This is a genomic window from Plantactinospora endophytica (assembly GCF_016862915.1).
In the GTDB taxonomy this organism is placed as follows: Bacteria; Actinomycetota; Actinomycetes; order Mycobacteriales; family Micromonosporaceae; genus Plantactinospora; species Plantactinospora endophytica.
This window is the reverse complement of record NZ_BONW01000017.1, coordinates 93,776-117,828: the sequence shown is the minus strand read 5'-3', so window position 1 is coordinate 117,828 and position 24,053 is coordinate 93,776. Positions and strand designations below refer to the sequence as shown.

General features: G+C 72.1%; 23 protein-coding genes. 14 read left to right on the top strand and 9 right to left on the bottom strand.

Annotated features, from left to right (window positions below):
• Positions 1 to 178: 178 nt before the first annotated feature.
• On the top strand, positions 179 to 820 hold the full coding sequence (locus tag Pen02_RS18940; RefSeq protein WP_203867414.1) for a hypothetical protein: 642 nt from the start codon (positions 179 to 181) through the stop codon (positions 818 to 820).
• 33 nt (positions 821 to 853) lie between these two features.
• On the opposite strand, the gene Pen02_RS18935 is transcribed toward Pen02_RS18940, so the two are convergent.
• The 3 genes from Pen02_RS18935 to Pen02_RS18925 form a co-directional block, all read right to left on the bottom strand.
• A complete protein-coding gene (locus Pen02_RS18935; RefSeq protein WP_203867413.1) occupies positions 854 to 2,443 on the bottom strand; it encodes an AMP-binding protein in 1,590 nt (529 codons plus the stop codon).
• Between the two features lie 130 nt (positions 2,444 to 2,573).
• Positions 2,574 to 3,788, bottom strand: a complete 1,215-nt coding sequence (locus tag Pen02_RS18930) for an acyl-CoA dehydrogenase family protein (RefSeq protein WP_203867412.1) — start codon at positions 3,786 to 3,788, stop codon at positions 2,574 to 2,576.
• Between the two features lie 191 nt (positions 3,789 to 3,979).
• Entirely contained in the window at positions 3,980 to 4,432 is a 453-nt protein-coding gene (locus Pen02_RS18925; protein WP_203867411.1) for an SCP2 sterol-binding domain-containing protein, read from the bottom strand.
• 98 nt (positions 4,433 to 4,530) lie between these two features.
• On the opposite strand from Pen02_RS18925, the gene Pen02_RS18920 reads away from it, so the two are divergent.
• From Pen02_RS18920 to Pen02_RS18905, 4 genes are all read left to right on the top strand, one after another.
• Positions 4,531 to 5,178 (top strand): TetR/AcrR family transcriptional regulator, encoded by a 648-nt coding sequence (locus Pen02_RS18920; RefSeq protein ID WP_203867410.1) that lies wholly within the window; start codon positions 4,531 to 4,533, stop codon positions 5,176 to 5,178.
• Between the two features lie 338 nt (positions 5,179 to 5,516).
• A complete protein-coding gene (locus Pen02_RS18915; RefSeq protein ID WP_203867409.1) occupies positions 5,517 to 5,900 on the top strand; it encodes an ArsR/SmtB family transcription factor in 384 nt (127 codons plus the stop codon).
• Positions 5,897 to 6,259: a hypothetical protein gene (locus Pen02_RS18910; RefSeq protein ID WP_203867408.1), complete on the top strand. Its 363-nt coding sequence runs from the start codon at positions 5,897 to 5,899 to the stop codon at positions 6,257 to 6,259. The genes Pen02_RS18915 and Pen02_RS18910 overlap by 4 nt, the downstream gene beginning before the upstream one ends.
• Before the next feature lie 39 nt (positions 6,260 to 6,298).
• The gene (locus Pen02_RS18905; protein ID WP_203867407.1) at positions 6,299 to 7,858 is read left to right on the top strand and encodes a serine hydrolase domain-containing protein; all 1,560 of its coding nucleotides are present in this window, start codon (positions 6,299 to 6,301) and stop codon (positions 7,856 to 7,858) included.
• 152 nt (positions 7,859 to 8,010) lie between these two features.
• Here Pen02_RS18905 and Pen02_RS18900 read toward each other — a convergent pair whose 3' ends face one another.
• From Pen02_RS18900 to Pen02_RS18890, 3 genes are all read right to left on the bottom strand, one after another.
• On the bottom strand, positions 8,011 to 8,988 hold the full coding sequence (locus Pen02_RS18900) for a pectate lyase family protein (RefSeq protein ID WP_239140943.1): 978 nt from the start codon (positions 8,986 to 8,988) through the stop codon (positions 8,011 to 8,013).
• A 394-nt stretch (positions 8,989 to 9,382) separates the two neighbouring features.
• A complete protein-coding gene (locus tag Pen02_RS18895) occupies positions 9,383 to 10,258 on the bottom strand; it encodes a MaoC/PaaZ C-terminal domain-containing protein (RefSeq protein WP_203867498.1) in 876 nt (291 codons plus the stop codon).
• Between the two features lie 263 nt (positions 10,259 to 10,521).
• On the bottom strand, positions 10,522 to 11,952 hold the full coding sequence (locus Pen02_RS18890) for a 3-oxoacyl-ACP reductase (protein WP_203867406.1): 1,431 nt from the start codon (positions 11,950 to 11,952) through the stop codon (positions 10,522 to 10,524).
• A 57-nt stretch (positions 11,953 to 12,009) separates the two neighbouring features.
• Between Pen02_RS18890 and Pen02_RS18885 the strand changes: the two genes are divergently transcribed.
• The gene (locus tag Pen02_RS18885) at positions 12,010 to 13,302 is read left to right on the top strand and encodes an acetyl-CoA C-acetyltransferase (protein ID WP_203867405.1); all 1,293 of its coding nucleotides are present in this window, start codon (positions 12,010 to 12,012) and stop codon (positions 13,300 to 13,302) included.
• Positions 13,303 to 13,335: 33 nt separating this feature from the next.
• On the opposite strand, the gene Pen02_RS18880 is transcribed toward Pen02_RS18885, so the two are convergent.
• Together Pen02_RS18880 and Pen02_RS18875 are read right to left on the bottom strand one after the other, a co-directional pair.
• Complete coding sequence (locus tag Pen02_RS18880; protein ID WP_203867404.1) at positions 13,336 to 13,896, bottom strand: hypothetical protein; 561 nt, start codon at positions 13,894 to 13,896, stop codon at positions 13,336 to 13,338.
• Positions 13,893 to 14,225, bottom strand: coding sequence for a hypothetical protein (locus tag Pen02_RS18875; protein ID WP_203867403.1), 333 nt, complete (start codon positions 14,223 to 14,225; stop codon positions 13,893 to 13,895). Before Pen02_RS18875 ends, Pen02_RS18880 begins: the two co-directional genes overlap by 4 nt.
• Before the next feature lie 168 nt (positions 14,226 to 14,393).
• On the opposite strand from Pen02_RS18875, the gene Pen02_RS18870 reads away from it, so the two are divergent.
• The 7 genes from Pen02_RS18870 (at position 14,394) to Pen02_RS18845 (ending at position 21,774) form a co-directional block, all read left to right on the top strand.
• On the top strand, positions 14,394 to 14,939 hold the full coding sequence (locus Pen02_RS18870) for a GntR family transcriptional regulator (protein WP_203867402.1): 546 nt from the start codon (positions 14,394 to 14,396) through the stop codon (positions 14,937 to 14,939).
• A gap of 16 nt (positions 14,940 to 14,955) precedes the next feature.
• Positions 14,956 to 15,678 carry a GntR family transcriptional regulator gene (locus Pen02_RS18865; RefSeq protein WP_203867401.1) on the top strand — a complete coding sequence of 241 codons (723 nt, stop codon included), beginning with the start codon at positions 14,956 to 14,958 and terminating at the stop codon, positions 15,676 to 15,678.
• A 178-nt stretch (positions 15,679 to 15,856) separates the two neighbouring features.
• The gene (locus Pen02_RS18860; protein WP_203867400.1) at positions 15,857 to 16,441 is read left to right on the top strand and encodes an ArsR/SmtB family transcription factor; all 585 of its coding nucleotides are present in this window, start codon (positions 15,857 to 15,859) and stop codon (positions 16,439 to 16,441) included.
• Between the two features lie 2 nt (positions 16,442 to 16,443).
• The gene (locus tag Pen02_RS18855; protein WP_239140942.1) at positions 16,444 to 17,841 is read left to right on the top strand and encodes an MFS transporter; all 1,398 of its coding nucleotides are present in this window, start codon (positions 16,444 to 16,446) and stop codon (positions 17,839 to 17,841) included.
• Positions 17,842 to 17,944: 103 nt separating this feature from the next.
• On the top strand, positions 17,945 to 18,247 hold the full coding sequence (locus Pen02_RS42995; RefSeq protein ID WP_372445629.1) for a pentapeptide repeat-containing protein: 303 nt from the start codon (positions 17,945 to 17,947) through the stop codon (positions 18,245 to 18,247).
• Positions 18,187 to 19,959 carry an ABC transporter permease family protein gene (locus Pen02_RS18850; RefSeq protein WP_203867398.1) on the top strand — a complete coding sequence of 591 codons (1,773 nt, stop codon included), beginning with the start codon at positions 18,187 to 18,189 and terminating at the stop codon, positions 19,957 to 19,959. Before Pen02_RS42995 ends, Pen02_RS18850 begins: the two co-directional genes overlap by 61 nt.
• 126 nt (positions 19,960 to 20,085) lie before the next feature.
• Positions 20,086 to 21,774 carry a sugar ABC transporter permease gene (locus Pen02_RS18845; RefSeq protein ID WP_203867397.1) on the top strand — a complete coding sequence of 563 codons (1,689 nt, stop codon included), beginning with the start codon at positions 20,086 to 20,088 and terminating at the stop codon, positions 21,772 to 21,774.
• A 34-nt stretch (positions 21,775 to 21,808) separates the two neighbouring features.
• On the opposite strand, the gene Pen02_RS18840 is transcribed toward Pen02_RS18845, so the two are convergent.
• On the bottom strand, positions 21,809 to 22,240 hold the full coding sequence (locus Pen02_RS18840) for an uL11 family ribosomal protein (RefSeq protein ID WP_203867396.1): 432 nt from the start codon (positions 22,238 to 22,240) through the stop codon (positions 21,809 to 21,811).
• A gap of 261 nt (positions 22,241 to 22,501) precedes the next feature.
• Here Pen02_RS18840 and purB point away from each other — a divergent pair, with 261 nt between their 5' ends.
• Positions 22,502 to 23,926: an adenylosuccinate lyase gene (gene purB, locus Pen02_RS18835; RefSeq protein WP_203867395.1), complete on the top strand. Its 1,425-nt coding sequence runs from the start codon at positions 22,502 to 22,504 to the stop codon at positions 23,924 to 23,926.
• Positions 23,927 to 24,053: the final 127 nt, after the last annotated feature.

Here is a 24,053-nt window from a genome sequence, read left to right as displayed (position 1 = left end):
GCGGCGCCGTCGTCCCGGGCGGCCCGCGCGGATGCCGTCGTCCACCCGGCGTCCGGCACCGCCCCGGGTGCGGTCCGCTCCGGCTGGCACGAAATCGTGATTCGCCGATCGCGACGGGTTCCTACCGTGAGATCAACCCCGGCCGTCGGTCCCGGGGAATCCGAGCAGAGGAGCGACCATGCACAGGTACCTGGTTCGGGCGGCGCTGGTCGCCCTCGGCGGAGCGGTCGTGCTCGGCTCGACCGGCTGCGGCACGAGCGGGACCGGCGGCAACCGTCCGGCCACCTCGGCGCCGGCCCCCGGTGACGCGGGCCTGGGCAGCGCGCCGTCGGACGGGGCGAGCGGCCAGCCGGAGGCGACCGGCAGCCCCGCCGGCCAGGGCGGGCAACCGGGTGGCGGCCAGACCGGCAGCGGCGGCGACAACACCGGTGGCGGTAACACGGGCGGCGGCAGCAGCGGCGGTGGCAACACCGGCGGTACGAAGGACAAGAAGCCGGCCGGCCCGACCATCGTCAGCTACCGGATCAAGCAGAAGCCGCAGTGCGACCAGGGCACCAACGTCAACCGGGTACCCGGGCTCCCGGTGGTGCTGGAGTGGAAGGTGACCGGCGCCGACAAGGTGACCATCTCCGTCGACGGACCCGGGATCTACGACACCTATCCGGCGGTCGGCACGGCGACGATCAACTTCCCGTGCGGCGACGGGCAGCCGGGCGCGTACGTCAAGCACACCTACGAGCTGCGTACCGTCGGCGGCGGCGAGGTGCGGTCCAAGACGCTGAGCGCCTCGGCCCTGGTCCACGAGATCCCCCAGGTCTGAACCGGCGTACCGACCACCGGGCCGGGCGGCGGTTCAGGCCCGGTGGTAGCGGCGCAGTTCCCGGGTCAGCACCTTGCCGGTCGCGTTGCGCGGCAGCGCCGGTACGAAGAGGACGTCCCGGGGCACCGAGAACCGGGCCCGGTAGCGGCGGACGTACTCGCGTACCGCCTCGGGGTCGAGCGTCTCGCCCGGGTGCAGCACCAGGTACGCCGCCAGCCGCTGCCCGTACGTCCGGTCCGGTACGCCGATCACCGCCACCTCGCGTACCTGGGGCAGCTCGGCGAGCAGGCTCTCCACCTCGGACGGGTGGACGTTCTCACCGCCGGAAACGATCATGTCGTCCGCCCGCCCGTCGACGAAGAGCAGCCCGTCGGCGTCCAGGTGGCCGAGGTCGCCGGTGTCCAGCAGTCGCCCGCCGGCCGGATCGTCCCGGCCCGCCCGCTCCGGTGCACCGGCTGTGTACCCCTCGAAGAGCAGTTCGTTGCCGACCAGGATCCGGCCGACCTGGCCGGTCGGGGTCGGTCCGCCCTGCCGATCGACGATCGCCAGCCGGGTGCCGTGCGGCGGCCGACCGGCCGTGTCCGGGGCCCGGCGCAGCTCGGCCGGGGTGGCGATGGCGGCCCAGGAGACCTCGGTGGAGCCGTACAGGTTGTAGAGGATGTCGCCGTAGCGGTCCATGAACCGGGTGGCCAGCCCGCCGGGCAGGGCCGAGCCGCTCACCGCGACGATCTCCAGCGGTGGTCGGGTCGCCGGTGCCGGCACCTCCAGCAGCCGCTGCACCATCACCGGTACGGCGAACAGCGCCGTGCAGGCGTGCCGTTGCACCGCCTCCAGCGCCGCCACCGGCTCGAACCTGCGGTGCAGTACGACCGTGCCGCGCAGCGCGAAGGCCATCTGGAGCGCGGCGTACCCCCAGGTGTGGAAGAGCGGGGCGGCGATCATCATCCGGGCGCCGCTGTGCAGCGGTATCCGGTCGATGATCGCGACGAGCGGGCCGAGGCCGTTCGGGGTGGGCCGGCGGGCGCCCTTCGGCGTACCGGTGGTGCCGGAGGTGAGCACGATGGTCCGGCCGTCCCGGGCCGGCGGGCGCAGTTCGCCCAGTGGCGCCCCGGCGAGCAGCTCCGGATAGTCCCGCTCGTCGATCCGCTGCACCTCCGGCGGCAGCCCGACCACCCGGTCGACGAACTCGGCGTCGTGCACCAGCAGCCGGAGCCGCTGCTCCTCGGCCACCACTGCGAGCTGCGCCCCGGAGAGCCCGGTGTTCACCAGTACGATGTCGGCGCCGAGCAGCCCACCGGCGAGGGCCGTCTCGACCAGTCCGGAGTGGTTGCGGCAGAGCGCCCCGATCCGGTCCCCCTCGCCGACGCCGTACCGGCCGCGCAGTGACCGGGCCAGCCGCTCGGCCCGGTCCAGCAGCTCCCGGTAGCTGATCTCGCCACGTTCCTCGTCGACCAGCGCCACCCGGTCCGGATCCCGGGCCGCCGCCTGACGCAGCTCGCCGGCCAGGCTGAACCCCCAGTTCCGCAGCGCGCCGAGCTGCGCCGCGATCCGCCGGGGCGAGCCGGGTTTGAGCAACCCGCGCCGGGTCAGCGTGGCGACGAGGAACGCGAGGTCGGAAGGCAAGGTGAGGCTCCGCGGGATCGGTTCTGCTTTCGGGTACGAGGCTCGCCGGTCGGATCGCGCCCGACAGCGGCGGTCAGCGGCAGTCAGCGGCAGTAGGCTCAGCGGCGGGACGGGTCAGCCGTGGGACGGGTCAGCGGATCTGGCGGCCGGAGATGGCCCGGGAGATGACCAGTCGCTGGATCTCCGAGGTGCCCTCGAAGATGGTGTAGATCTTCGCGTCCCGGTACCAGCGCTCGACCGGGTGCTCGCGCAGGAAGCCGGCGCCGCCGAGGATCTGCACCGCCCTCTCGGTCACCGAGACCGCCACCTCGCCGGCCTTGAGCTTCGACATCGAGCCCTCGCCAGCGGTGAACGGACGGTTGTTCCGGCCCATCCAGGCGGCCCGCCAGACCAGCAGCCGGGCGGCGTCGATCTCCATCCGCATGTCCGCGAGCTGGAACGCGATCGCCTGGTTCTCGATGATCGGTCGGCCGAACTGGACCCGCTCACCGGCGTACGCCAGGGCGTACTCGTACGCCGCCCGGGCCACCCCGATCGCCTGCGCCCCGACGGTGGGCCGGGACAGTTCGAAGGTACGCATCGCCGCCTGGCTGTTGCCGCGCTGGCCGGACCGGGCGCGGTCGAGCCGTTCGCGCAGTGCGTCCCGCCCGCCGAGCAGGCAGCGGCCGGGCACCCGTACGTCGTCGAGGAAGACGTCGGCGGTGTGCGAGGCGCGCAGGCCCAGCTTCTTCAGCTTCTTCGTCGCGGTCAGCCCCTCGGTGCCGGGCGGCACCACGAACGCGGCCTGGCCCCGCGAGCCGAGTTCGGGCTCGACCGAGGCGGTCACCACGTGCACGGCGGCGATCCCACCGTTGGTGGCGTACGCCTTCTGCCCGGTCAGTACCCACTCGTCGGCGGCCTCGTCGTAACGCGCCCGGGTACGCATGGCGGCGACGTCGGAGCCGGCCTCCGGCTCGGTGGTGCAGAATGCCGCCACCGCCGGCCGGTCGGTGTCGCCGTAGCACTGCGGCACCCATTCGACCAACTGCTCGGGCGTGCCGGCGCCGTAGATGGCGGCCACCGCCAGGGTGGTGCCGAAGAGGGCCATGCCGATCCCGGCGTCACCCCAGAAGAGTTCCTCGTTGGCGAGGGGCAGGGACAGCCCGGTCGGGTCGGCCCAGCAGTTCGCGATGAACTCGAAGCCGTAGAGCCCGACCTTCGCCGCCTCCTGGATCACCGGCCAGGGAGTCTCCTCGCGGGCGTCCCACTCGGCTGCGGCCGGGCGGACGATCTCGGCGGCGAAGCCGTGCACCCAGTCGCGCAGGTCCCGTTGCTCTTCGTTCAGGTCGAGCGAGAACTCGGTCACGCCGTCCCCCTCGTGGTAGGTCGTCGGGCGGTCCGGGCGGGCTCGCCGCCCGGACCGGCGCCGGGGTCAGGCCATGGGCATCTCGAAGGTCAGACCTTCTAGGAGTCGAGAGTCATGCCTTCGGAATGTCGAAGGTCAGGACTTCGTCGTCGTCCTGCGGGGTCATCCCGACGATCTTGGGATGTCGGGAGTCATGCCTTCGGGATGTCGAACAGGTTGGCGATGCTGGCCGCCAGGCCCAGGTCACCCTTTGCCTTCAGCTTGCCGGTCATGAACATCATCACCGGGTTCGCGCCACCCGAAACGATCTTCAGGAACTCGACCGGACCCATCGTGAGGGTCAGCTTCGGCTCCCGGGCGGGGGTCTCGGAGACCTGGCAGGTGCCGTTCTCGATGACGATCTCGTAGGTGTCCGAGCCGCCGTCGGGCCGGCCGGTGATGGTCCAGTGGATGACCGTGTTGGTATTGCCGGCCCGGTCGGCCCGGAACAGCGACGGCATCCGGCTGAACACGGCGTCGAGGATCTTGTCGCGCTTGTCGCCGCCCATAACCTCGGCCAGCTTGTCGTCCGGGGTGGACTTGACGATCTGGGCGAACTGCTTGGGCTCGAGCGAGGCGAAGTTCGCCGGGTCGAAGTCGGTCATGCGGAGGCCCTCCGGGCTGCTGATGGTTACCGCTGTTGGGATCAACTTTATTGGTTACTCATGCGTAACCTTACGCACGAGTAGGTAAGCTCGCAAGGGTGTCCACCACCCCCGCCTTCCGGCGGCTGCCCCGGGCCGTACGGGAGCGGCAGATGCTCGACGCCGCGGTCCGGGTCTTCTCCCGGCGCGGCTTCCACGCGGCGAGCATGGACGAGATCGCCGACGAGGCAGGCATCTCCAAACCCATGGTCTACGCCTACCTCGGCTCCAAGGAGGAGTTGTTCACCGCCTGCCTGCACCGGGAGGGCACCCGGCTGCTGGAGGCGATCGTCGGCGCGGTCGTACCGGACCTGCCGTTCGAGGAGCGGCTCTGGCGTGGCCTGCGGGCGTTCTTCCGGTTCGTGGGGGCGCACCGGGACGGCTGGGCGGTCCTCTACCGGCAGGGTCGCGGCGAGCGGCCGTTCGCCGGTGAGTTGGCGGCGATGCGGCACCGGATCATCGAGGTGGTCGCCGGGATGCTCGACCGGGGCCTGGCCGCCGACGGCCGCGAGGTCCGCCCGGCCGAGCTGGAGATAATGGCGTACGCCCTGGTCGGCGCGTCGGAGTCGGTCGCCGACTGGCTGGCGGACCATCCCGACGCCGACCCGGACGTGCTGGCCGGCCGGATGATGGACTTCGCCTGGACCGGCGCCGGCAACCTGCTCGCCGGCCGGCGCTGGAGCCCACCGCCCGCCCCGACGGACTGACCCGCCCCGGACCCGTCGCCGTCACCGGCGTCCTCCCCGTGGCCGCGCCCGCCGACGACGGCCGCCTGTCGGCCGGGCGGGTGTCCGCCTGGCTTCCCGCCTTCCCGCCTGGCTTCCCGCCTTCCCGCCTGGCTTCCCGCCTTCCCGCCTGTCCGCTTGCCTTCCCGCCTGTCCGCCTGCGCGGATGTCCGTGTGTGCATTGGCTGTGGGCGTCGGCTGTGGCGTTGGCCGTTGCGTCGATTGTGGAATTGCCGCTTGACGGCTGGCGCCGGGGGTGTCAGTCTCATCTGACAGGGGGGTGTCAGTTCAAGCTGACACCCCGGAAGGGAACCGGACGCATGGACCAGGACCCGCCGCCGGGCGAACACCTGCTGCGGATGCTCACCGCGCTGGCCAGCCCGCACCGGCTGCGGATCGTCGCGGCGCTCGCCGAGGGCCGCAGCTACGTCAGTCAACTGGCCCGCCGGCTGGAGATGAACCGGCCACTGCTCTACATGCACCTCCAGCGGCTGGAGGCGGCCGGCCTGGTCGTCGGCGAACTGGAGACGGCCCGGGACGGCAGCTCGGTGAAGTACTTCGAGGTGGTGCCGTTCGCGCTGGCACTCACCCCGCAGGTGATCGCCGAGGCCGTACCGACGCTGGAGGTGGCGGAGCCGGGAGCGGCCGGGCGAACGAGGAACGGCCCGGCATCGGGCGGATCGGGAGAGGACACGAGTACGTGACCACACTGTTGGCAGCCGAGCTGGACATCGCGCGGACCACCGGCATTGCCTCGGCCGCGCTGGACATCGCGCAGACCGCCACCATCGCCTCGGCCGCGCTGGGGGTCGCGGTGGCCGCCGTCGTCGGCTTCGTCGGGCTGGGCTTCTACCGCGCCCGGCGGAGCACGGCCGGGGAGGCGGCGTACCGCGTACTGGTGGAGCGGGTGGTGGAGGCGGAGGGCCGGACGGCGGAGGCCACCGCCGCGACCGCCGAGGAACTCACCGGCCTGCGTGCCGAACTGCGCGGCACCCGGGACGAACTGACCGAGGTCAAGCAGCGGCTGGCCGAGTTGGAGCGGCTGCTGAGCCAGATCGGCTGAGCCGCCGACCAGTCACATCCGCACGGGGGAGGAACAGAAATGGGCAACAGACTGCGACGCGTCGCCCTGGCGGCGGTGCTGACGCTGGTGGCGCTGCCGGCGACGATGGCCGCCGGGAGCGTACCGGCGGCCGGGGTGGCGCCGCCGGACGGCGAGGTCGCCCGGGTGGAGAGCTACCTGCGGCGGTACATGTCCGAGGTCCGGACACCCGGACTGGCGTACGCGGTGGTGCGCGGGGACCAGGTCGTCGGGCAGGGCGCCTGGGGGGTCGACGGGGACGGGGCGCCGATCACCCCGCACACACCGTTCGTCATCGGCTCGGTCAGCAAGTCGTTCACCGGGCTGGCGGTGATGCAACTCGTCGAGGCCGGTCGGGTCGCGCTCGACGCGCCGGTCCGCCGCTACGTCCCGTGGCTGCGGCTGGCCGACGAGTCGGTCGCCGCCCGGATCACCGTACGGCAGTTGCTGATCCACACCACCGGGCTGCCGCAGGTGGTGGCGATGGGGCTGACCGACCGGTACGACAACAGTCCCGGCACGCTGGCCCGCTCGGTACGGGACCTGGCGGCGGTCCGGCTGACGGCCGAGCCGGGCACGGTGTACCAGTACAGCAGCGCCAACTACATGATCGCGGGCGTACTGGTCGAGGAGGTGACCGGGGAGAGCTACGGCGGCTACCTGCGCCGGCAGGTACTCGATCCACTCGGGATGGTCGACTCCGCCGCCACCGGGCCGGAGGCGGAGTCGGTCGGGGTACCGCCCGGTCACCGCTACTACTTCGGCCGGCCGCAACGGTTCGCGCCGACGTTCGACGGTTCCGGGGTGCCGTACGGCTTCCTCGCGGCGAGCCTGACCGACCTGACCCACTACGCGGTCGCGCAGCTCGCCGACGGCCGGTACGCCGACCGCACGATCCTGTCGCCGCAGGGCATCGCCGAACTGCACACCGGTCAGGTCTCCGCCGGCGGCGACAGCCGGTACGGGCTGGGCTGGCGGGAGAGCACTCTCGACGGCCCGGACGAACGGATCGTCTGGCACGCCGGGGCGACGGCCAGCTCGTTCGGCCACCTGCTGCTGGTACCCGGATCGGACCTGGCCGTGGTGGTGCTGGCCAACGTCTACAGCCTGGCGATGGACGGTCCGCTGGTCTCGGCCGCCTTCGACGTCGCCCGGATCATGCGTGGCGGCGAGCCCGGTCCTGCGGCGACGGCGGATCCGATCTTCGGTTGGCTGCTCGCGGGGCTGGTCGCGGTCGTACTGCTCCTGCTCGGCCTGCTGGGCTGGTCGCTGGTCCGGGCCGTCCGGTGGCGTCGCCGGCCGGTGCGCTCACCCCGCCGGACCGTCGCCGGTGCGGTCGGCTGGGTCGGCGGCTGCGCGGCGTTGGCCGGCGTCGTGACCTGGGCGGTTCCGGCGAACTGGGACGGTGCCGGGCTGGCTCAGGTACGGCTCTTCGCACCGGACATCGGCGACGCGATCGTGGCGGTGGCCGTACTGGCCGGCCTGTTGGCCCTGGTCCGCGTCGTCCTCGCCGGACTCGTCCTGGCGGCCTGGCGTCGCCGGGTGCCGGTCGATGGGCCGTCCTACGAGGCGGTCGGCTGATCCTCCCCGCCCACCGTCGACGGGTGTCGATCGTGCGGGGCGGAGGGTCGGTCGGGGAGAACGGGGGGTGCGGGTGCTCCGGTCCGGTGGGACCGGAGCACCCGCGTCGTCGCCGTCGGCGCGGGTCGGATCGCCCCACGCCGTGCCGTCGGTCAGATCCGGCCGGTGCCGGCGCCGCCGGTGACGATGGACTTCACGTTGGCCGCCGGGTCGACGGTCACGCTGTACGGGAGGCTCCGGACGCTGCCGCCGGCCTGGCCGCTGCCGGAGTTCACGAAGTGGTTGTTGCGGGCGACCAGGGTGCCGGGGCCGGAGCTGGCCTCACCGAGGTGGTACGGGTCGTCGGTGTTCTCGAAGTAGTTCCCCTCGACGAGCACGCCCGCGCCTTCGGTGGAGGCGACGCCGTAGCCACCGACGTTGTTGTAGTAGTTGTTGAAGACGTGCACCGGGTTGCCGAAGCGGACCCGGGGGTGACGCTGGTTGGAGCCGTCGAACCAGTTGTTGTGGTACGTCACGCGCAGCTTGCCGCTGTCCTCGCCCGAGTTGTCGTCGGAGTGGCCGAGCAGGAACGACTTGTCGTGGCCGAAGACCCGGTTCCAGGAGACGGTGGCGCAGTCCGAGGCGCGCTTGATGTCGACCGCGCCGTCGTTGCCGTTGGTGAAGCTGTTGTGGTCGATCCAGACCCGGGTCGAGTACTGCACGTTGATCGCGTCGTCGCTCCAGTTCCGGAAGTTGATGTTCCGGATGATGACGTTGCTGACGCTGGCGACGTTGAGCCCGCCACCGGTGATGGCGGCACCGCTGCCCACGCCGATGATGGTCTTGTTGGCGGCGACCTTCTGCATGCCGCTGATCGACAGGCTGCCGGAGACCCGGATCACGCGCGCGCCGCTGGCCTGCATTTCGCTGACCAGTTGGCTGCCGCTGGTGACTGTCACCGGGGAGGCGCTGCCGCCGCCGGTGGTGCCGCCGCACTGGGTCGCCCAACCCTGCATGTTGAACGAGGCGGCCGACGCGGGGGGCGTCGCGACCAGTGTGCTGGCCACGAGCGCGGCGGCGGTGGCCGCGGCGAGCAGCGGTGCCCGGGTGATCCGCCGGGTGCGGCGGGTGGTGGCTTCGGTGCTGGACACAGGGAACCTCCGAGCGGAAGGGGTCCACACCGGCGGCCGGGTCGCGGGTGGGACGCGGCCACCGCCAGCGGGGGGTGGACGTGCGGCCGGCCGTTTCCGGCCGCACCGGGACGGTAAGCTGGAAAGCGCTTTCCAGCTATCAAGCGAAGACTATCGATGTACTTCGCCCCTGTCAACGACGGATGTCGATGCTTTTCCCGTCCTGTCGGTGTTGGCCCGAGAGCGTGGTCAGTCCGGTTCGAACGCTCGTGGCGACGCCCACGGAACCGCCCGGCCGGCGGCACGGGCTGGTGGCACAGGCCGGTAGCACAGGCCGGGGGCAAAGGCCGGTAGCACAGGCTGGCGGGCAGTCGGCCGGGTGCCAGGGCAACCGGCTCGGCTAGTTGCCGGCCGGCTACTCCTGACGTACCGGCCCGAGGGTCGCGGTGAGATGCGGTCGGCGGGTTGCCAGATCGTGCAGACCGAAGGTCCGACCCGGGGCGGCGGAGAACGCGACGGTCCCGGGCAGCGACACCGGCGACTTGAACGCCACGTCCACGGTGTACGCCTCCGGTAGCCGCCCCTCCAGCGCGGCCAGGCAGCGGGCCTTGCTCCACATGCCGTGCGCGATCGGGCGGGGAAAGCCGAAAAGCCGGGCGGCGATCCGCGAGGTGTGGATCGGGTTGTGGTCCCCGGACACCCGGGCGTAGTCCCGGCCGACCCGGGCCGGTACCCGCCACATCGCCGTCGGGGCCGGCGCCGCCGGACGGTCACCGGAATCGCGCCGGGCACCCTTCGCCGCCGTACGCTCCCGGCGCAGGTACGTCGACACGCCGCACCACACCACCTCGGCACCGACCGAGGCGGTGCAGACCACGTCGAACTGCCGCCCCCGGTCGTGCGGGCGCAGGTCGACGGCGCGTACCGCGAGGTCCAGCGGTTCGCTCGCGTCCACCCGGCGGTACGTGGTGATCCGGTTGGCGACGTGCACCAACCCGACCAGCGGCAGCGGGAAATCCGGCCCGCTCATCAGGCGCAGCGCCAGCGGAAAGGCCAGTACGTGCGGATAGGTCGGCGGCAGCGCGTCGGCGAGCCGGAACCCGCACACCCGGTCGTACGCCGCCAGGTGGTCCCGGTCGACGGCGACTCCCCGGACCAGCAGCCCGGCCTCCGGCAGCCGGTCGGGCCGCCGGCCCGGCCCCAGGCGCGGCGCGAGGCCGATCGCCGCCCGCCGGTAGAGCGGCCCGGCCGCCGGCAACCCCGGCAACTCCACCCCGGCCAGCTCCGACATCTCGGCCCCGGCCCGCTCGGGTCCTCGCACAGGCTCCGGTCCTTGCTCAGGTTCCGATTCTTGCCCGGATTCCGGTCCTTGCTCAGGTTCCGGTCCTTGCTCAGGTTCCGGTTCTTGCGTGGGGGCCGGTCTTTGCGCAGGCTCCGGTTCTTGCGTGGGGGCCGGTCCTTGCGTGGGTCTCGGTCCTTGACCGGGCTCCGGCACGTCGCGGGGCTGCCCGGGGTCCGGCGGCTCTGCTGCGACGGCGTTCGGTGGGCCGGTCATCAGGCACCCAGCAGGCTCTGGCCGCAGACCCGGACCACGTTGCCGGTGACACCGGCCGAGCCGGGCGAGGCGAACCAGGCGATGGCCTGCGCGACGTCGACCGGGAGGCCACCCTGGGCCATGCTGTTCATCCGCCGGCCGGCCTCGCGGAGCACCAGCGGGATCCGGGCGGTCAGCCGGGTCTCGATGAAGCCCGGCGCGACGGCGTTGACGGTGATCCCGCGCTCGGCGAGTACCGGGGCCATCGAGTGCACCAGGCCGATCACCCCGGCCTTGGAGGTGGCGTAGTTGGTCTGCCCCCGGTTGCCGGCGATCCCGGCGATCGAGGAGACCCCGACCAGCCGGCCACCCCGGGGGATCAGCTCGCGGTCCAGCAGTACGTCGTTGATCCGTTCCTGGCTGGAGAGGTTGACCTCCAGGACCGAGTCCCACCAGTCCGGGTTCATCCGGCCGAGCGTCTTGTCCCGGGTGATTCCGGCGTTGTGCACCACCACGTCCACCCGGCCGTGCCGGTCGGCCAGGTGGTCGGCCAGCCGCAGCGGCGCGTCCGGCGCGGTCAGGTCGAGCTGTACCGCCGTACCGCCGACGGCGTTGGCGACCTCGGCGAGCGCGTCACCGGCGGCCGGTACGTCCAGCGCCACCACCTGGGCGCCGTCGGCCGCGAGTACCTCGGCGACCTTCGCGCCGATCCCCCGGGCGGCGCCGGTGACCAGCGCGATCCGGCCGTCCAGCGGGCGGGTCCAGTCGACCTCCGGCACCTCGGCCCGACCGATCCGGACCACCTGCCCGGAGACGTACGCCGAGCGGCCGGAGAGCAGGAAGCGCAGGGTCGACTCGACGGCCCGTTCGGCGCCGGGCGCGACGTAGACGAGTTGCGCGGTCGTACCCCGGCCGAACTCCTTGCCGATGCTCCGGGTCAGCCCTTCGAGGGCGCGCTGGACGGTGGCCTCCCGGGGCGTGGTGCAGGACTCCGGCGGTGTGCCGAAGACGACCACCCGGCCCGACGGCTGCAACGACCTGGCCAGCGGGTGGAAGAAGTCGAAGAGTGCGCGGAGCCCGGACGAGTCGGTGATGCCGGTGGCATCGAAGAGCAGGGCGGCCTGCGGTGGCACCCGGCTGCCCGCGCCGTCGCCCGGTCCGGTCGCGGTGCCGGCCGACGCCGTTGTGCCGCCGACCGGGGTTGCGGTGCTGCCGGCCGGTGTCGTCGTGCCGCCGGCCGGGCCGGAGATCTCGACCCCGGCCGAGTCGAGCAGCTTCGCCAGTGGCTCGACCAGCCGGCCGCCGGAGGCGGCGTCGAGGCGTACCTGGGCGGTGGTCAGCGGGTCGCCGGGGCGGTGCCGGCGCAGCCTGGGCGGGTCGGGCAGGCCGAGGCGCTTGACCAGCGCCCGGCCGGGACCGGTGTGGGCGAAGCTCGCGTACCTGTCACTCATGGCCGTAGCCTACCGGCGGGTAAGGTAGTGACAACCCTGCGTTCTGGAGGCGTCACCATGGAAGCCGTACGTCGCGTCGCGATCCTCGGCGGCAACCGGATCCCGTTCGCCCGCTCCAACGGCCGGTACGCCAGGGCGTCCAACCAGGACATGCTGACCGCCGCCCTGGACGGGTTGATCGCCCGGTTCGGTCTGGCCGGCGAGCGGCTCGGCGAGGTGGCCGCCGGTGCGGTGCTCAAGCACTCGAAGGACTTCAACCTCACCCGTGAGGTGGTACTCGGTTCCCGGCTCGACCCGCGCACCCCGGCGTACGACCTCCAGCAGGCGTGCGGCACCGGCCTGGAGGCCGCCATCCTGGTCGCCAACAAGATCGCGCTCGGTCAGATCGAGGTCGGTGTCGCCGGTGGCGTGGACACCACCTCGGACGCGCCGCTGGCCGTCAACGAGGACCTGCGGCGCACCCTGCTGGAGATCAACGCCGCCCGAACTCTCGGCGGGCGGCTGCGGGCCGCCACCCGGCTGCGCCCGGGCCAGCCGTTCCGGCCGGAGATCCCGCGCAACGCCGAGCCGCGTACCGGACTGTCGATGGGCGAGCACGCGGCGGTCACCGCCCGGCGGTGGAACGTCGACCGGCAGGCCCAGGACGAGCTGGCGGTCCGGTCGCACCAGCGGCTCGCCGCCGCGTACGACCGGGGGTTCTTCGACGACCTGGTCACGCCGTACCTCGGGCTGACCCGGGACGCGAACCTCCGTCCCGACACCAGTGTGGAGAAGCTGGGCAGCCTCACGCCGGTCTTCGGCACCCGGGGGCCGGACGCCGACCGGGCGAGCATGACCGCCGGCAACTCGTCGCCGCTGACCGACGGGGCGTCCACGGTGCTGCTCGCCTCCGAGGAGTGGGCCAAGGCGCACAACCTGCCGGTACTCGCCTGGTTCGGCCCGTCGGCGACCGCCGCCGTGGACTTCGTACACGGAGACGAGGGGCTGCTGATGGCGCCCGCGTACGCCGTGCCCCGGCTGCTCGGCCGGGCCGGCCTCACCCTGGCCGACTTCGACTACTACGAGATCCACGAGGCGTTCGCCTCGCAGGTACTGGCCACCCTGGCCGCCTGGGAGTCGCCGGAGTTCTGCAAGGAGCGGCTTGGCCTGGACGCCCCGCTGGGGCCGGTCGACCCGGCGAAACTCAACGTCAACGGCTCGTCGCTGGCCGCCGGGCACCCGTTCGCCGCCACCGGTGGCCGGATCGTGGCCACCCTGGCCAAACTGCTCGCCGAGCGCGGCTCGGGTCGCGGGCTGATCTCCATCTGCGCTGCCGGCGGCCAGGGCGTGGTGGCCATCCTCGAACGCTGAACCCCTGGCGCGTCGGCGAGGTCCCGCCATGGATCAACCCGATCCGCCAGCCCAATCGAGAAAGCGGGAACGCAGTTCCTCGGGCGACAGGTCGGGCAGTTCCGCCACAGCCAGGGCCGCGTACCGGCCGAGGTGGCTGAGCAGCGCCAGCCGGTTGTGCTGATAACGAATCAGGAATCGTGCCTGCTGATCGGGGCACGGCCAGTCCTCGTCGCAGCCGGCGCAGGTCCAGTCGGGACGTCTCGGAAGGTGTGCCCGCCGAGGGCTGGTCGTGCCGTCGAAGGGTTCTGGTGATCGCTGGCCGGGAGCGTGTCGCTCGTCGGCTCGTTGTTCGGGTGGATGTCGGCGCGACAGTGGACCCGGTCGGATCGCCAGGGCGTCCAGCCGGACCAGTAGGCGCCGCTGGCGTAGTCGTACTCCGTCCGGGGGTTGCAGTTCGACCCCACGGAGGTGGAGCCAGAGGCCGTCGGTGTGTCGCTCCCGGCGGCCCAGCTCGATGACTTCCAGAATCAGTCTGCCGAGGCCGAAGCAGTAGTCGCCTTCGGCGACCTCCAGGATGTCGCCGACTCGGATGTCGGGCCGACGGGCACTCACGTCTTCGGGGCCGTGGCGGTCGTACTGAGGCGGCGTCGGCGGGCGGCGGTCAGCAGCGGCGCGGTGCGCGCCAGATATCGCCGGAGTGTGTCGGGCCATCCATGCCAGCCGCCCGATCGCGGCTGCGCGGGTTCGGGGGCGAGGACCTGCCGACCCAGCGCGACGAGGCGGTTCGCTGCCGCGTTGGCCGGCCGGCACGGTCCAGGCGTCAGACATACCAGGCAGAGCCCGGTCTCCCGATCGAGTACGTGTGTGTCGAGCGTGCCGTACGCCGTCTGCGCGTCGGTCGAGTCCCGCTCGGCAGGGCTGCTGGACAGGTAGGCGGTCATCGGCTCGCCTCTCGTCCGCAGTCGACCCGCTCTCAAACCTTACTGCCTTTCGAATAAGGTAGCAAGGATCACTTGTCCTGGACCGATCCGACGGGATTGGGCGGGCCTAGTCTGTGACGGGGTGTCGGGCTGCTCGTCGCCCTGGCGGGACCATCACAGGAGTCGGTCATGGAGAGTTCGGAGTGGGTCAGCATCGCGACCCCGTACCTGACGCCGCGATCGAGCGGGGATCTGGACGCCTGGAGTGCGGAGGCCGCAGCGAAGGGCGGTGTCGGCAGTCAGCGCCTGCTGGAGGTGAGTGAAGTTGTGCCCGGGCCAGAGGTAGCGGAAGCCCTGGGCATCGACCCTGGAGCTCGGGCTGTGGTGCGTCGTCGTTTGATGTTGTTCGACGACCAGCCTGTCGAACTGACGGACTCCTACTATCCGTTGTCCATCGCGCTGGGAACCGCGCTCGCCGAACCTCACAAGATCAAGGGTGGTGCGATCACGCTCCTCGGCCAGTTGGGCTACCTTCCCGTGAAGGTGCGCGAGGACGTGTACACCCGGCAGCCGAGCGAGACGGAACGGGTGACGCTCGGGTTGAGCGATCATGAGTGGGTACTGGGGCTGAGTCGGGTGTCGAAGACCGGTGATGGGCGGCCGGTCGAAGTAAGCGTGATGGCGATGGTTCCCTGGGGCCGCCGACTACGTTATGAGTTGTCGATCGACCGATGATGAACGGAGGGCCGCCGTGGCCAGCGCGGGTGACGGGCGGCCTCGTCACGAGCAGATAGCGGCCGACATTCGTGCCCGGATCATGGCCGGTGGATTTCCGCCCGGCACACAGTTGCCGTCGATCCCGACGCTGGTGGCGACCTACCACGCGGCAACCGCGACCATTCAGCGCGCTCTCGGGGCGTTGAAGGCAGAGGGCTCCGTCTACAGCGAAACGGGCAGGGGCGTGTACGTGCGGGATCGGCAGCCGCTCGTCGTGGACGCTGTCGCCTACATCACGCCTGCCCACGATGGCTACGAGTACCGGCTGATCAACGTTGCCGAGGTCGTGCCACCGACCGAGGTCGCGCAGGCACTCGGCTCGGGTGGCGATCTGGCCGTTCTGCGGCACCGGCTGCTGTTGCAGGGTAACGAGCCGGTAGAGCTCTCCTGGTCGTACTATCCGGCAACGATCGCCAGGGGCACGGAGCTGGCCGGTCGCCGGAAGATCACCGGTGGCGCCGCTCGCGTGCTGGCGGACAACGGCCAACGGCAGCGGGATCTGCACGACCGCATCTCGGCGAGGATGCCCACCACCGAAGAGGTCGAGGCACTGGCGCTGCCGCCGTACGTGCCGGTGATCCGACAGTTCCGCGTCGTTCGCGCCGAGTCCGGCCGCCCGGTCGAGGTGTCGATCCTGATCAAGGGCAGCCACCTGCACGAACTTCAGTACCGTCAGGCCATCCCGTCGGAAAGCTGACCGTCAGTCTGCCGACTGGCGGTCGTGGTCGTCGCGGTAGCGGTAGCACAAGCGGGGCAGTTCGACAGTTGCTGAGGCGGCATCGTCACCGGCCGTGCCAACCGGAACGAGAGTTCGTCGGGCGCCACTCCCAAACAAATGTTTGATAGTCGAGCTCGCGTCTCCTACACTCCCAAACATGTCTTTGGGAGTTGGCGATCCGCAACACGGGCCGGAGCACGGACCCGAGCCGGCCGACGGGCCGGATCCGACGGCCCGGCTGCGGGCGCTGGCCCATCCGGTACGGCTGCGGATCCTGTCGTTGCTCACCGCGTCCGCGCTGACCGCCGCCGAGATCGCCCGCGAACTGGATCTCACCCACGCCAACGCCAGCTACCACCTGCGGCACCTGCTGGCCGCCGAGGTGATCGAGGTGGCCGGCGAGGAACGCATCCGGGGCGGTGCCGCCAAGCGCTACCGCTACGACCCGGCCCGTGCGGCGAGCCGGCCCGCACCGGCGGCTGGCGGTACGGCCACCCCCGACCACCAGCTCGTCTACGCCGCGCTCGCCGCCGAACTGCGTCGCCGGGCCACCGGCATGCGGCCCGGCCCCGGCAACTTTCTCACCGACGCCGAGTTCTGGGTCGACGACGAGACCTGGGACGAGATCCGGAACACCATCGCCGAGGCGTCGGCCCGACTGCACCACGCCGCCCGGCCCGCCCGTACTCCCGGCACCTCCCGGGTGAGCGCCACCGTCGCCCTGTTCCGGATGGAGGAATGATCGTGAACACCCGGGACAGCGCCCTCGCCCCGCTGCGGCACCGACCCTTCCGCTACCTGGCGCTCGGCCGGGCCGCCACCATGCTCGGCAACGCGGTCGCACCGATCGCGCTGGCGTTCGCCGTACTCGATCTCACCGGAAGCGTGCGTGACCTCGGCCTGGTGGTCGGCGCGCGGTCGCTGACCAACGTGTTGTTCCTGCTCTTCGGCGGTGTGCTGGCCGACCGGCTGCCCCGGCAGGCGGTGATGGTGGTCTCCTGCACGCTCGCGGCGGCCACCCAGGGTGCGGTCGCGGCGCTGGTGCTGACCGGTACCGCGACGATTCCGGCGCTGATCGCGCTCGGCGCCGTCAACGGCGTCGTGACCGCGTTCGCCTGGCCGGCCGCCGCCGCGCTGGTCCCGCAGACCGTGCCGGCCCCGCTGCTCCAGTCGGCCAACGCGGTCAACCGGCTCGGCACCAACGCCGCGATGATCGGCGGCGCCTCGCTGGGCGGCGTGCTGGTGGCCGGCGTCGGACCGGGCTGGGGCCTGCTGGTGGACGCCGCGACGTTCGCGCTGGCCGGGCTCGCCTTCGCCCGGGTACGGGTCGAGCGGGTGACTCCCCGGAGCACCGAGCGGGCCAACCCGTTCCGCGAGCTGCGGGAGGGCTGGACCGAGTTCGTCGCGCGCTCCTGGGTCTGGGTGGTGGTACTCGGCTTCCTGCTGATCAACTTCGCCTACGCCAGTTCGGTGAACGTGCTCGGTCCGGCCGTCGCGGACGACACCATCGGTCGGCCGGCCTGGGGTCTGGTACTCGCCGCCCAGACCGCCGGGATGGTGCTCGGGGCGCTGGTCGCGCTCCGGATCCGGGTACGCCGGCTGCTGCTGCTCGGCGTGCTCTGCATGCTCGCCGACGTGCCGCTGCTGCTCGGGCTGGCCTGGGCGCCGTCCGTCGCCGGGCTGGTCGTGGCCGGCTTCGTCGCCGGGATGGCCGTCGAGCAGTTCTCGGTCGCCTGGGAGACCTCGATGCAGCAGAACATCCCCGCCGATCGGCTGGCCCGGGTCTACTCCTACGACGCACTCGGCTCGTTCATGGCGATTCCGCTCGGCCAGATGGCGATCGGCCCGGTGGCGATGGCCATCGGTAACCAGGTGACACTGCTGGTCGCCGCCGGAGTCGTCCTGGTCGCGGTGCTCGGCATGCTGGCAAATCCCGGGGTACGCCGGCTCTCCGCCGAATCTCCGACTATCGCCGAACCTCCGGCCGCTGCCGACACCTCGGCTGCTGCCGATCCTTCGACCGGTGTCGGGATGCCCGATCCCGCCGACGGTCCGGTCCCCGGGGCGGTGCCGATCCCCGCCCCACGCTCGAATGTGGACGAACGTCCGGTAGGTGCTGGCCGCGCCGCAGATACCGTTTGATCAACGGCCCAGTACCCTCCGCTTGGTCAACGCAGCGAACCACGAACGGGGCGGGTACGAATGATCGGTCCAGCGGTGCCGTCGGCATCCGACACCAGCCCGACTGACCAGCCGGAAGGACCGATGCTGCCAAAGCACCCTGAGCCTGAGCAACCTGAGTCGAAGCAGCCTGAGCAAGAGCAGCCTGAGCCCGAGCGACTTGAGTCGGAGCAACCTGAGCAGAAGCAGCTTGAGCCCGAGCAGCCTGAGCAGCCTGAGCAGCTTGAGTCGGAGTCTCCTGATCCGGAGTTTCCGGAGCCGGCGTTTCCGGAGCCGGCGTTTCCGGAGCCGGCGTTTCCGGAGCCGGTGCGGCGGCGCTCCCGGCTGCTCGGGTTCGCGCTGGTGGCCCCGGCGCTCGCCGCGCTGATCCTGTCGTACGTGGTGCCGACCTTCTCGACGGCGGTGTCGAGCTTCCAGCGGGTGAACCTATTCGGGCCGTCGGAGTGGGTCGGCCTGGACAACTACCGCTCCGTCGTCGAGGACGGCGTACTGGGACAGTTCGCCTTCGCGCTGCTGCTCGGGGTACCGCCGCTGGTGTTCGCACTGTTGGTCGCACCGCTGCTCGCCGTGCTCGCCGACCGGGCCGGGCGAGCGGCCCGACTGGTTACCCGGAGCGCGCTGGTGCTGCCCGTCGCCGGGTACGCCCCGATCGCCGTCTTCCTCGCCTGGGCGATCGACCGGATGGATCTGTCCACCCTGGACGGTGCTCGGGCCGAGCTGCTCTGGATGCTCTCGGCCACCTCGTTCGGGCTCGTCGTGGCGGTCGCGACCACGGCGTACCTGGGTGCGCTCCGGCCGGCGACGCCGGGCCGACACCCGACGCCGGCGATGCTGGCCGTCGGCGGTGTGCTCACCCTGGGCGTACTGGCCATGGCGTTGCAGGTGGTCACCGGGCCGAGGCTGATCACCGGCGGCGAGCCCGGGGGTACGACCCGGACACCGTTGCTGGGGGCGCTGACGAACTTCTCGATCGACAGCCTCGGGATCTCCGCCGCGACCTCCGCGCTGTTGCTGGCCGTGCTGGGACTGCTCGGTCTCGGTGCGGCCGGGCTGCTGCTGGCGACGCAGACGAGGATCGAGTTCGACGGCTGGCGGGACGCCCGGCCACCCTCGTCGGGCTCGGGCTCGGGCTCGGGGTCGGGCTCGGGATCGGCGGTTGCCGGACGGCGGCGGTACGGCCGGCTGGGCGTCCTGGTCGTCGCGCTGGCCGCCGTCCTCGGCATCGTCGGCTGGGCCTGCGCACCCTGGCTGACGAGGGTGTTCCCCGGCGACGGCGTACCCGGCAACCTCGACATCACCGTGCTGTTCGCCGACACCTGGCTGAAGCCGTTGACCGGGGCGCTGGTCTCGGTGTGCCTGGCGGCGGTCGCCGGCTTCGGCATCGGGGCGCTGCGCCCGCTCGGACGGTGGAGCGAACTGCTCCTGCTGCCGTTCGCGCCGTGGCTCTTCGTCGGTCTCGGCCCGGTGGTGCTGGACCGTGGCCCCCGTCTTCTCCTGCTGCTCGGATTCGAGCGTGGCCTGCTGGAGCTGGTCCCGATGACCGCGCTCTCCGTACCGGCGCTGTTCGCCTTCACCCTCCTCTTCCGGGTACAGCAGCGACGCTGGCGCGGCGACGACGACCTCGGACGGGCCCTGCTGCTGCCGGCGCTGCCGATGGTGGCCCTCGCCGTACTGCTGACCACGCTCTTCAACGCCCAGCAGTCGAACTGGGGAATGCTGACCGGCGGGCGGCCCACCGACACCGCACCAGGTCTCGCCGAGCAGACGACGTTGGAGACGGGCGAGTTGGACAGTGGCCTGCTGGGTCTGGTGCTGCCGCTGCCGATCTTCCTGGTGCTGCTGGTGGGGTTCGTCGGCATCCAGCTCGGCTACCTGGACCGGCTGGCGATCCGGGTCGGCAGCCCCGCCCCGGAGTCGCTGGCGGCACCGGCAGCCGCCCCGGAGTCGCTGGCGGCACCGGCAGCCGCCCCGGAGCCGGCCGCAGCACCGGGAGCCGCTCCGGAGCCGGTCGCAGCATCGGCAGCCGCCCCGGAGCCGGTGGCGGCACCGGCAGCGACGCCGGACCGGCCGGCCGACTGACAGACTGACCGACCCGAGCCTGGCGGGATCGGCAACTCCCGGTCAGCCGGTGTGGGTCCGTCGCACCGACCGCCGCCGGCCGGTACGGTCGCGGGTGGCCAGCGAGTCGAGCGCCGGGGGTACACGATGGGTCATCCGGGGCCACCACCGCCGCCGGGGCACGCTGTCCCGCCCGTCGGCGAGCACCTGCCCCGGCAGGCCGGAGCCGGCCCGGTGCAGTGGTCCCTGCTCGGCTTCGTGCTGCTGCTCCCGGCGCTGGTCGCGCTGGTCTGGTCGTACGTCGTGCCGACCCTCGGCACGATCTGGACGAGTTTCCGGCACGAGGACCTGATCCGGGATTCGCAACCGGCCGGTGTCGAGAACTACCGGTCGATCTTCGAGGACGGCTTCCTCGGCCAGCTCGGCGTCGCACTGCTGCTCGGTCTGCTGCCACTCGCCTTCGGACTGCTGGTCGCTCCACTCCTGGCCGTGGTCGCCGACCGGGCCGGCCGGCTGGCCCGGCTGGTCACCCGGGCACTGCTGGCCCTGCCGGTCGCCGGGTACGCCCCGGTCGCGCTGCTGCTCGGCTGGCGGCTGCGGCTGACGGAGTCCGGCTCCCCGGGCCAGCCCGGCCTGCTCACGCTGACCTGGGTACTCGCGGCGACCTCGTTCGGGCTGGTGGTGGCGGTCGCCGCGACGGCGTACCTGAGCGCGCTGCGGCAGCGCGAGGCCGGGCGTTGGCCGACACCGGCCCTGCTCACCGTCGGCGGGTTCGTCGGTCTGGCCGTACTCGCCGTCACGTTGCAGGTCTTCACAGCTCCGGCACTGCTCACCGGGGGCGGTCCGGGCCGGTCCACGGTGACCCCGGTACTCGGGGCGGCGCGGGACAGTTTCACCACCTTCCGGCTCGGCCTCGGCGCTGCCGCGTCCACGGTGCTGCTGGTGCTGCTCGGCCTGCTCGGGCTCGCCGCGACCGGGCTGCTGCTGGTCACCCGTACCCGGATCGAGTTCGACGGCTGGCGGGACGCGGTAGCCGAACCCGGGTCCTCGCGTGCGCCCGCCGTGGCGCCGGCCGGCCGTCGGGCCGTCGCAACCGTCCACCTCGGGATCGTCGTCGCCGCCCTGGTGGTGTTCGTCGGAATCGTCGGCTGGGCCTCCGCGCCCTGGCTGCGGTACGCCGTCGCCGATCCGGGCCTGCCGCCCGGGGTCGACGCCTCGGGCGTACTCGTCAACACCTGGCTGCCGCCGCTCGTCTCGGCACTCGTCTCGGTCGGGCTGGCGGCGCTGGCCGGCTTCGGCATCGGCGCGTTGCGGCCGCTCGGCAGGTGGAGCGAACTGCTGCTGGTGCCGTTCGCCCCGTGGCTCTTCGTCGGCATCGGCCCGCTGGTGGTCGACGGGTTCAAGCGGGCCGCCGAGGGTGGCGACCTCGACACGTTCCTCGGGTTGATCCCGCCGGTCTGGCTCTCCGTACCAGCACTGTTCGTCTTCACCCTGCTGTTCCGGGGGCTGGCTCCGAACTGGCGGGCCGGCGGCGACGCCGGTCGTACCCTGCTGTTGCCGGCGCTGCCGATGCTGGTCGGCGCGGTCCTGCTGACCTGGCTGGTCGGCGCCCAGCAGTCGCTCTGGTCCCGGCTGGTCACCCCGGACGCGGAGCGGGCGCCGGCGCCGCTGCTCGCCGAGGTGCTGCTCGGCCAGCGGGACCAGGCCGACGCCGGCATCCTGAGCCTGGTCCTGCCGCTGCCGCTGGTCGTGCTGTTCCTGCTGGCGTTCGCCGCGCTCCAACTCGGCTACCTGGACCGGCTGGCCGTCCGCGTCGGCCCCCCACCGTCCCCCTGACGCGACACCCAACCCCCGGTCTTCGCGACGCTGCTCAGTCGTCGGCGACGAGTACGCCCATCGAGCGGGCGGTGCCGGCGACCTGCCGCATCGCCGCCGCCACGTCGTCGGTGTTGAGGTCCGGCAACTTCCGTTCGGCGATCTCCCGCAACTGCTGGCGGGAGATCTCGGCCACCGCCTGGGTGCCGGGCCGCGCCGAGCCGCCGGCCAGGCCGAGCACCTTCCGGATCAGGTACGCCGTCGGCGGCGTCTTGTACCGAAGCGCGTACGAGCGGTCCTCGTAGACCGTGACGACCACCGGTACGACGTCGCCGCGCTGGCCGGCGGTGGCGGCGTCGTAGTCGAGCTTCATTTGCCGGGTGTTGACGCCGGTCGGGCCGAGCATCTTGCCGATGTCGACCATCGCCGCATTGCCGGCGTCGAGTTCCAGGGTGAGCTGCCGGGAGATCTTCCGCTGTGCTGCCATGCCGGCGAAGCTATGGACTCCCGTAACCGGAGGGTCAAGGCGGTTTTCTCGCCGTTGATGTCCTGTTACGGCTTCCGCATTCGGATCGATCCCGGCAGAACCGCCGGGATCCACCAGTTGCTCGTCTAGCAGGCCGGCCCCGTGCTCCTAGTCGAGCAGGCGGGCCCCGTGTTCCTCGTCGAGCAGGCGGGCACGTGCCGGCGGTCCCGGGCAGCGGATGCCGCCGGGCCGGCCGACGGCGGGATGGTCGAGAATGGCGGGGTGACCAGCATTCCCAACGTCCTCGCCACCCGTTACGCCTCGACCGAGCTGACCGCCATCTGGTCCCCGGAGGAGAAGATCCGGATGGAGCGCCGGCTCTGGCTGGCCGTACTCCGGGCACAGCGTGATCTCGGCGTGCCGGTGCCGGACGGGGTGGTCGAGGCGTACGAGCGGGTGCTCGACGATGTCGACCTGGCCTCGATCGCCGCTCGGGAGCGGGTGACCCGGCACGACGTGAAGGCGCGGATCGAGGAGTTCAGCGCGCTGGCCGGGCACGAGCACGTGCACAAGGGGATGACCTCGCGGGACCTGACCGAGAACGTCGAGCAGCTCCAGGTCCGGGCGTCGCTGGAGCTGGTCCGGGACCGGGTGGTCGCCACCCTGGCCCGGCTGGCCCGGCTCTCCGTCGAGCACGCCGACCTGGTGATGACCGGCCGCTCGCACAACGTCGCCGCCCAGGCGACCACGCTGGGCAAGCGGTTCGCCAGCGCCGCCGAGGAACTGCTGATCGGGTACGAGCGGCTGACCGACCTGATCGACCGCTATCCGCTGCGCGGCGTGAAGGGGCCGGTCGGCACCGCGGCCGACCAGCTCGACCTCTTCGACGGGGACACCGGAAAGGTGGCCGAGTTGGAGCGCCGGGTCGCCGAGCACCTCGGCTTCGCCCGGGTACTGGCCAGCGTCGGCCAGGTCTATCCGCGCTCGCTCGACTTCGACGTCCTCTCCGCGCTGGCCCAGACCGCCGCCGCGCCGAGCAGCCTGGCCACCACGATCCGGCTGATGGTCGGCCAGGAGTTGGCCACCGAGGGCTTCCGGCCCGGCCAGGTCGGCTCCAGCGCGATGCCGCACAAGATGAACACCCGGTCCAGCGAGCGGGTCAACGGTTTCGCGGTGATCATCCGGGGCTACCTGTCGATGGTCGGCGAGCTGGCCGGCGACCAGTGGAACGAGGGTGACGTCTCCTGTTCGGTGGTCCGCCGGGTGGCGTTGCCGGACGCCTTCTTCGCCGCCGACGGGCTCTTCCAGACCTTCCTCACCGTGCTCGACGAGTTCGGCGCGTACCCGGCGGTGATCGCCCGGGAACTCGACCGGTACCTGCCGTTCCTGGCCACCACCAAGATCCTGGTCGCGGCGGTCCGCCGGGGCGTCGGCCGGGAGACCGCACACGAGGTGATCAAGGAGCACGCGGTCGCGGTGGCGCTGTCGATGCGGGAGAAGGGCGCCGCCGAGAACGACCTCTTCGACCGGCTCGCCGCCGACGGCCGGCTCGGGCTGACCCGTCCCGAGATCGACGAGCTGGTCGCGGACCGCGCCGGCTTCACCGGGGCAGCGTCCGCGCAGGTCCGGGCCGTGGCCGACCGGATCGCCGCAGTGGTCGCCGCCCACCCCCAAGCCGCCGCGTACGACCCGGCGCCGATCCTCTGACCCGCCCGTCCTCTGACCCGCCCGTCCTCTGACCCGCCCGCCCTCTGACCCGCCCGTCCTCTGACCCGCCCGCCCTCTGACGCGCTGATCCTCTGGCCCGACGATCTGGCGGGCGGGTCGCACACTG

Bases quoted from the DNA above. Each gene is read 5' to 3' on its own strand.
- Pen02_RS18840 (WP_203867396.1), bottom strand. From the start codon at position 22,240: ATGGCAGCACAGCGGAAGATCTCCCGGCAGCTCACCCTGGAACTCGAC.
- Pen02_RS18915 (WP_203867409.1), top strand. From the start codon at position 5,517: ATGGACCAGGACCCGCCGCCGGGCGAACACCTGCTGCGGATGCTCACC.
- Pen02_RS18870 (WP_203867402.1), top strand. From the start codon at position 14,394: ATGGAGAGTTCGGAGTGGGTCAGCATCGCGACCCCGTACCTGACGCCG.
- Pen02_RS18905 (WP_203867407.1), top strand. From the start codon at position 6,299: ATGGGCAACAGACTGCGACGCGTCGCCCTGGCGGCGGTGCTGACGCTG.
- Pen02_RS18890 (WP_203867406.1), bottom strand. From the start codon at position 11,952: ATGAGTGACAGGTACGCGAGCTTCGCCCACACCGGTCCCGGCCGGGCG.
- Pen02_RS18895 (WP_203867498.1), bottom strand. From the start codon at position 10,258: ATGTCGGAGCTGGCCGGGGTGGAGTTGCCGGGGTTGCCGGCGGCCGGG.
- Pen02_RS18860 (WP_203867400.1), top strand. From the start codon at position 15,857: ATGTCTTTGGGAGTTGGCGATCCGCAACACGGGCCGGAGCACGGACCC.
- Pen02_RS18885 (WP_203867405.1), top strand. From the start codon at position 12,010: ATGGAAGCCGTACGTCGCGTCGCGATCCTCGGCGGCAACCGGATCCCG.
- Pen02_RS18925 (WP_203867411.1), bottom strand. From the start codon at position 4,432: ATGACCGACTTCGACCCGGCGAACTTCGCCTCGCTCGAGCCCAAGCAG.
- Pen02_RS18940 (WP_203867414.1), top strand. From the start codon at position 179: ATGCACAGGTACCTGGTTCGGGCGGCGCTGGTCGCCCTCGGCGGAGCG.
- Pen02_RS18845 (WP_203867397.1), top strand. From the start codon at position 20,086: ATGGGTCATCCGGGGCCACCACCGCCGCCGGGGCACGCTGTCCCGCCC.
- Pen02_RS18875 (WP_203867403.1), bottom strand. From the start codon at position 14,225: ATGACCGCCTACCTGTCCAGCAGCCCTGCCGAGCGGGACTCGACCGAC.